The following is a 6,864-nucleotide window of genomic DNA, read 5'->3' as shown; positions in this document are numbered from 1 at the left end:
ATCAAATCTTGCAAATTCCCACTTGAACTCAACGGGCCGTCCACGCATGGACCTTTTGCCGACGTCGGGATAATGGACTTGGCACCGCCGGATCAGGGTGGTGTGGTCGAGAGTCTTACGGATCGCCTTGGTCAGCGCCTTCGCGCCGTCGATGATGAGCAGCCGGGTGGCGTGTTGATCACGGACGCGTACAAGCTGACTGTCGAGCAGAGCCTGAACCACCGTAGCATGCTTGGTCGCCCCCTCGACCACACCGATCGGATGCTTGGTCCCTTCGCCATCGATACCCACGGCCGCGAGCATTGTTAGATCGTCGGCCAGATGAATGTCGTCGATCTGGATCACCAACAGGTCGGGTTTGGACAGGTCCGTCGCCATCCATGCGGCATGCGCATCGCTGATAATGCCCCGGACCGGCGCGAGACCACCGATTTCGACACACCGGAACCGGCTTGGGTCGGCATATCATTCTCCGGCAGACGCACCGCGTGACCGAACCGCTGGGTCGAGATGTTATTCAGCATCAGGCTCAACCGCTCCGCTGGCCTGCTCCAGGCAATCCTCGGTGAAAGCCGCCGACTAGAATGGCAAGGCGAGCTCGGTCTTGCCGCCCTTCATCTGTAGCTGCGGTCGCCCAACCACGACTTTCTCGCCGTGAAAGCCGATCGACTCCTACGTGCTCCCCCAGCGATGGCCCGGCTTGCCTGCCGATCGATCATGACGCTGCCTGCACAGCGCTGCCGCCTGCTGCTCCATCATCGCGCTCATCCTCGCGATGCCGGCGCTGAGGGAGAACCGCTCAAAGCTCCCCCCTACTTTTTCCCGAGCATCTTCTAAAATTGCAGGCAGCGGCACCTCCGCGCATTTGGAATACGTCCTCATGGCGTTGCCTCTCTCAGTGAATTCGATACCCCAAGCCTACAGGCTAAGGTAGCCAACGTCGCCCGGCGAAATTCGACATCCGCCTGGACATTGCCTAGCCCTTCATCCGACTTCATTACGGGAAAATTGTCATCGGGCTGGCAAACTACAAGACGATTACGACGAAATCTACAACATGCATATCCATATACCAGGGCCATGATGGGGGACTATCTGATTCGGTTAAAGTTGGAGAGGCTCAGTTTTGCGGCAGACGGTCAAGCTCATTTAAATCAAAATAATTGGTGAAACCGCCATCGCGCATCTAATTGATGTAATCTCGCTGAACGATTAACGATGGTATGGGTATGAGAATCGCCTGCTCCGTTTACCTCAACGTCATTACACACCCGCTTGTGTCAAAAAAAGACGGATATTTTTTTTGGGACGTTCCGGCGGAGATAAAATATTTCCTAGGCATAACACCAAGGGATAGGTCATATTTTAATCTGATACAGAACCAGAGATGCTTGTTTCCCCGCACTCGCGGAAAGCCCCGCAGCAGGATGGGTGAGTAAAATGTTCAATATCCTCACCGAGCCGCTGATCCGTACTCATCGTTCGCTAACGTTACCTGGCCTTTTCGCAGCATTGGCCCGAGATGAGGTAGAAAGCTTTCCGGCCTTGCGTCCGCATCAGGGTCCAATCTGGCATATGTTCCTCGTGCAGTTGGCGGCACTCGCACTGCGACGATCGGGCGGAAGCCATATTTTCGAAGACGAAGAGGCTTGGGCGAGCGCTTTGCGAAACCTGGCGCCAGGTTTTGCTGCTGATGAGCCCTGGAACCTTGTCGTCCATGACTGGGAAAAGCCGGCGTTTCTCCAACCGTCAGTGCCCAAAGGTATGACGCTCAGTCATCCAGTGCTAACTGCCGATGCGCTTGATCTGCTGATCACGTCGAAAAATCATGATATCAAACAGGCCGTGGCCCGGCAGGGACAGCCAGAGGATTGGCTGTTCGCGCTGGTGTCGTTGCAGACGGGGGAAGGGTACGGCGGAGCGGGCAATCAGGGCATTGCGCGTATGAATGGCGGCTCATCCTCGCGTCCCTTGCTTACCTTCGCGCCATTGCCAACAAACGCGGAAAAGATCATGACACCGCGCCCTGGTGCTCGGTTTCGGCGGGATGTCACAGTACTGCTTGAAACGTATGAAGGCGAGATTGAAAGGCATGACTATTATTCATCAAACGGGATTGGTTTGACCTGGCTAGCGCCCTGGCCTGAGGGCGACCAGTTACAGCTAAAGGATCTCGATCTCTGGTTCATCGAAGTCTGCCGTCGCGTCCGGCTGTCGATGGTGAGTGGCGTTCTGTCCGGGTGGAAGGGCACATCGAATGCCACGCGGATCAACGCCAAGCATCTGAAAGGCGCCTTGGGCGATCCGTTCGCGCCCGTTCATAAAACTGACAACAAGAGCTTTACCTTGGCCGGCCGAGATTTCGACTACAACACGCTTGTCGATCTCCTGTTTTCCGGCAATTGGATAATGCCGGTACTTGCCCGGCCGGCTAGTTGCGACGGCGAACGGGAAATGATGAGCCTTGTCGCTGAAGCATTGGCGCGCGGCAACAGCAAGACAGAAGGATTCAAGTCCCGCATTTTGCCGATCGCCGGCAAAATCTCTCGCACTTTGGGTACGAACCGCGAGCAGCTGCACGAGCTTGCAAAATCACAGATCGCGACCATAGGCGTCTTTGACAAGGCGATTGGCAACAGTCTGGCGCTTGCTGCGGCCAGCGGTGACCGCGACAAGATAAACAAAGGTCATTACATTTATGCGCGCAAAGCGCGAAATCAATTTGACAGAGCCATGGATAGCATTTTCTTTCAATATCTTTGGGACCGTCTCGAAGCACAGGACGAGGGACCCGATAGGTTGGAGGGGCAAAAATTACGCTGGTCCAGGACGCTATATAATCTTGCCAGAACTGCCTTCGAAACGGCGCTCCCCGGCATCCCCTGCTCAGGCATGTTCCGCCCCCGCGCTGAGGCCAGAGCCCGCGGCGCCTTCATTGGTTTCATCCGGCATCACAATCCGGAAATGTTCGAACAACCGGAACGGGAGGGGGCGGGTCATGCTGATTGAGCGAGAGAGAGTCGACTACAAAACGATAATCGGCAAATTGTCTGCAGTGATGCGGCCACTTGATACGGGCGACCTTGCAGAATTGCGCCGGATGAAGCCCGGTGATCCGGGTTGTGCTGCCTTCTGGCGTCTGGCGACCGAGTGCGGCTTCATTGAGGACGCAAACAGGATCGCCAACTGGATGAGGATCGTCAAAATTATGGCGATTCTGGCGGTCAAGGGTGAACGAACTGGCGCTCCATCTGTCCATAATCCCAATCTATTTCTCGGCACAATGCTTTGCGATGGTGGTGATCCCAGCTGGGGTGTGAATGAGCGGCCCTTAGTCTCTGAGACTCGATTGATGCGCTTCCTGGCGGAACCCGATCGGCGCGCTGACACTCTCGAACGTATCGCACGAATGCTTGCGGCAAATCGTAAGTCTGATACCGGTTTTGACTGCACCGCAATTGCCGCACTGCTTCTGTTTCCCGTCTGCAAAACCATCCCACAAGAAATTGCCCGCGCCTATTACCGACGGCTCGATCATAGGGTGCATGAAACCAAGCAAAAGGAAGAAGCCTGATGACTGCCCCCCGCTTTCTGCAAATCCACACGCTGCATTCCTATACCGCTGCATTACTGAACCGCGACGACACCGGGCTCGCCAAGCGTCTGCCCTATGGTGGTGCCTTCCGCACACGCATTTCTTCGCAATGCCTGAAGCGCCATTGGCGAAAGGCAGATAATGACCCACATGCCCTGCACCGCATCGAGGGTACAGAAATCGCCTATCGTTCGCGAGACCTAGTTACAGAATTAGTGATCAAACCGCTTAGGGGAAAATATGCCGACGAGATTGTTGAGGCCATAGAACCCGAATTTCAGAAGGCGGTTTACGGAGAAAAGGCTGACAAGGGTAAGCGAAGCCGTCAGACTCTTTTGTTTGGAGCACCTGAAATCAATTGGCTCGCAGGCGAGGCTGAACGTCTTGCTGCCATGGCGAAGGACGCCAAGACGGTGAAAACTGCAGCCGGCGATTGGTCCAAGCTTTTTAAAGAAAACATGAAGGCTGTACGGGCAACGACGGCCATGCCCGGTGGTCTGACCGCTGCTTTGTTTGGACGCATGGTCACGTCTGATCCAGCCGCTAACATTGACGCACCGTTGCATGTGGCCCACGCCTTCACTGTCCACGCCGAGGAAGCCGAAGGCGATTACTTCACCGCCGTCGATGATTTAAAAAAAGACGAGGATTACAGTGGCGCCGATACCATCCAGGAAACTGAGATCACCTCCGGCCTGTTTTACGGGTACGTGGTGATTGACCTGCCAGGTCTGATAGCCAATTGCGGTCGCGATCGGGGTCTGGCCGCCAGGGTGGTTCACAATCTCGTTCATCTGATCGCCGAGGTTTCACCTGGTGCCAAACGTGGCTCGACCGCCCCCTTTGGCCGTGCGGAACTGATGCTCGTCGAAGCTGGAGATCGTCAGCCACGCAGCCTTGCCACCGCCTATCGTAAACCAATCGGCCATGATCTTGACCAAGCGGTCGCGGCCCTTGATGGCCATCTCGCTCGATTTGACGCAACCTATGAAACCGGTGAGGAGCGCCGTTACCTCTCTGTTGCCGACATGCCACTGCACGCCTACGGGCCATTTTCGTTAAAGGCACTGGCGACATGGGGTGCCGCACAGGTGGAAGCCGCGCCGGATGCCTGATCATCACTGGCTGATCCTTCGGCTGGAGGCTCCGCTCTTGGCTTTTGGCGGTGTGGCGATTGATCATATGGGCGCGACGCGCGACTTTCCGGCCGCCTCTATGCTGACTGGTTTTCTGGCCAACGCCCTGGGCTGGCGGCGAACCGAATGGGAAGCGCATCAGGCTCTCCAGGACCGATTGATTTTTGCTGCTAGCTGGGAAAGGGAAAGTGGATTTGGTGTGCTTACCGATACTCAGAATGCGCAGTTGGAAAAGAATGATAGAGGTTGGACCACATGGGGTGAGCCAGAGGGGCGTAATGGGGCAAGCTATGACGCCCCTCATCGCCGCCTGCGCGACTATCACGCGGACGCCTCCATGATCCTCGCCCTGCGGCTGGTGCCGCCAAATAACGAACCCTCTCTCGATATGCTCGCTGCGAAGTTGGATCGTCCGGCGCGTCCGTTATTCATCGGCCGAAAATCTTGCTTGCCGTCGGCCCCCGTGCGACAGAAACATTTCGTTATGGCGCCAACGGCGTATAAGGCGCTTCAAAAGGTTCCCCGGCAAGAGGGGAACCCAGAGCGGATGCGAGCGTTCTGGCCTCTTGGGGAAGGACCGTCCGAAGGCGCATTGGTTCATCGAATTATCGATTTGCCGGACCTGCGTAATTGGCGCACCGGGTTACATGGCGGCACACGAAAAATTGTTGAGGGTGTCCTTGTGCCGCATACGGTCGGCGCATGACCGCGCTTCATCTGATCAGCCTTCCGCTGGATCTTGGTTTGTTTCGACGTTGGGCAGCGCATCGCAAACTCATTGGTGATGAGGGCGCTGCGCTGCATCATCTGCTCGGTGAGACTTTCGGAAAATCGGCATTGCAACCATTCCGTCTGATGGTTGCGCCCCACGCGGTGAATGCCACACTCTATGCTTACGCGAGAACGGACCACGCATCACTTGTGCAAACCGCGAAAGAAACCGGGATGCCCGACGCACTTGCCGTTTGTGATCCAGCCAGGCTTGATTCCAAGGCCATGCCGCAGACATGGACGAAAGGCCGGCGGCTCGCCTTCGATCTACGGGCGCGACCTGTCAAACGCCTGATGATTTCTGCGGGTGTCTTTCCAAAAGGAGCCGAGGTCGATGCATTCCTTTTGGAGGCTATCCGCCGGCATCCCGACGGTCCTTCGCCCGACGACAAAATTGACCGCGAGACCGTGTATCGAAACTGGCTTGCAGAACGAATGAGCGAGGCTGCCGAGGTGACGCAGACACGGATCGTTCGTTTTGAACGCAGTGCTGCCATTCGAAACGGTTTAAGGAGAGAGGGACCGGATGTGACGTTTCATGGTGAACTCGTTATCCGCGACGGGGATGCATTGGCCGAACGCTTGGCAAGAGGCGTTGGCCGTCATGCCGCGTACGGATACGGTATGTTGCTCTTGCGACCTAGCGGGAGGTAGCCATGACTGCCCGGGCAGATGGGGTTGGAAAAAGCGCGCATTCCCCACGCTGACCGGCATGGGCTGGTGTGGCTGGATTGGGGACGGCTGGAATCTGGCAAATCCCAGGTATGGGTCAGCCTAATGTCATCAGGCTCTATGCGAGCCATCGAAGAAAATCATTACGCACAACATCGTACTAAGCTTACGCCGTTTAGTGCCAGAAATGAAGGTTCGTTAATAGGACCTACCTTTGCTCGTTGATATCGTATAACTAGCAACGTCAGAGTCTCACATTTAAGAGGTTCCGCCGCTCGCGCGGGGATAGGCCCCCACATGTTATTACTCGTCGGGTTATCCTTCCAGTTACCCCGCAGGCGCGGGGATAGGCCCTTGTTTTTGTTTATGTTATAAAATCTCAAGCCGAGTCCCCCGCAGGTGCGGGGATAGGCCTGGCACTTATTGTTACACTTGGCTCTTCTGTAAGGTTCCCCTGCTCGTGCGGGGACAGATGCCGTCTCGGTTTGTCGGAATGACCATGACGAGTGAAGGAGTGACGATCGAGCAGGCTCCGTTATACGTGCGTATTCCGTTGATCGCGATCATGATGTTCACCATGCCTGAGGCTGGCGTGGGGAACGGCATGACGCGGTGCCTGTCCCAGCTATTCCGAGGCCCGCGGATCGCGGCATCGGTCCGGTGGAAGATGGGGCGGGTGGCCATCTGGGC

At 56.3% G+C, this 6,864-nt stretch carries 7 protein-coding genes; 6 read left to right on the top strand and 1 reads right to left on the bottom strand.

Annotation, left to right across the window (positions count from 1 at the left end; translation table 11 throughout):
* Positions 1–378, bottom strand: a 378-nt coding sequence (locus ACP5E6_RS15100) for a transposase (protein WP_427955344.1), incomplete at its 3' end; no start/stop codon positions are given.
* 1,062 nt (positions 379–1,440) lie between these two features.
* Here ACP5E6_RS15100 and ACP5E6_RS15095 point away from each other — a divergent pair.
* The 6 genes from ACP5E6_RS15095 to ACP5E6_RS15070 all read left to right on the top strand — a co-directional run.
* On the top strand, positions 1,441–3,009 hold the full coding sequence (locus ACP5E6_RS15095) for a hypothetical protein (RefSeq protein ID WP_427955341.1): 1,569 nt from the start codon (positions 1,441–1,443) through the stop codon (positions 3,007–3,009).
* Entirely contained in the window at positions 2,999–3,574 is a 576-nt protein-coding gene (locus tag ACP5E6_RS15090) for a hypothetical protein (protein ID WP_427955340.1), read from the top strand. The genes ACP5E6_RS15095 and ACP5E6_RS15090 overlap by 11 nt, the downstream gene beginning before the upstream one ends.
* Positions 3,574–4,710: a type I-E CRISPR-associated protein Cas7/Cse4/CasC gene (cas7e, locus tag ACP5E6_RS15085; RefSeq protein ID WP_427955338.1), complete on the top strand. Its 1,137-nt coding sequence runs from the start codon at positions 3,574–3,576 to the stop codon at positions 4,708–4,710. The genes ACP5E6_RS15090 and cas7e overlap by 1 nt, the downstream gene beginning before the upstream one ends.
* The gene (gene cas5e, locus ACP5E6_RS15080; protein WP_427955336.1) at positions 4,703–5,437 is read left to right on the top strand and encodes a type I-E CRISPR-associated protein Cas5/CasD; all 735 of its coding nucleotides are present in this window, start codon (positions 4,703–4,705) and stop codon (positions 5,435–5,437) included. Before cas7e ends, cas5e begins: the two co-directional genes overlap by 8 nt.
* Entirely contained in the window at positions 5,434–6,156 is a 723-nt protein-coding gene (locus ACP5E6_RS15075; RefSeq protein WP_427955333.1) for a type I-E CRISPR-associated protein Cas6/Cse3/CasE, read from the top strand. Before cas5e ends, ACP5E6_RS15075 begins: the two co-directional genes overlap by 4 nt.
* A 517-nt stretch (positions 6,157–6,673) precedes the next feature.
* Positions 6,674–6,864, top strand: a 191-nt coding sequence (locus ACP5E6_RS15070; RefSeq protein WP_427955330.1) for a hypothetical protein, incomplete at its 3' end; no start/stop codon positions are given.

The sequence above is a fragment of the Acidiphilium sp. genome (assembly GCF_049977125.1).
Taxonomy (GTDB): Bacteria; Pseudomonadota; Alphaproteobacteria; order Acetobacterales; family Acetobacteraceae; genus Acidiphilium.
This window is presented reverse-complemented; position numbering and strand designations above follow the sequence as displayed.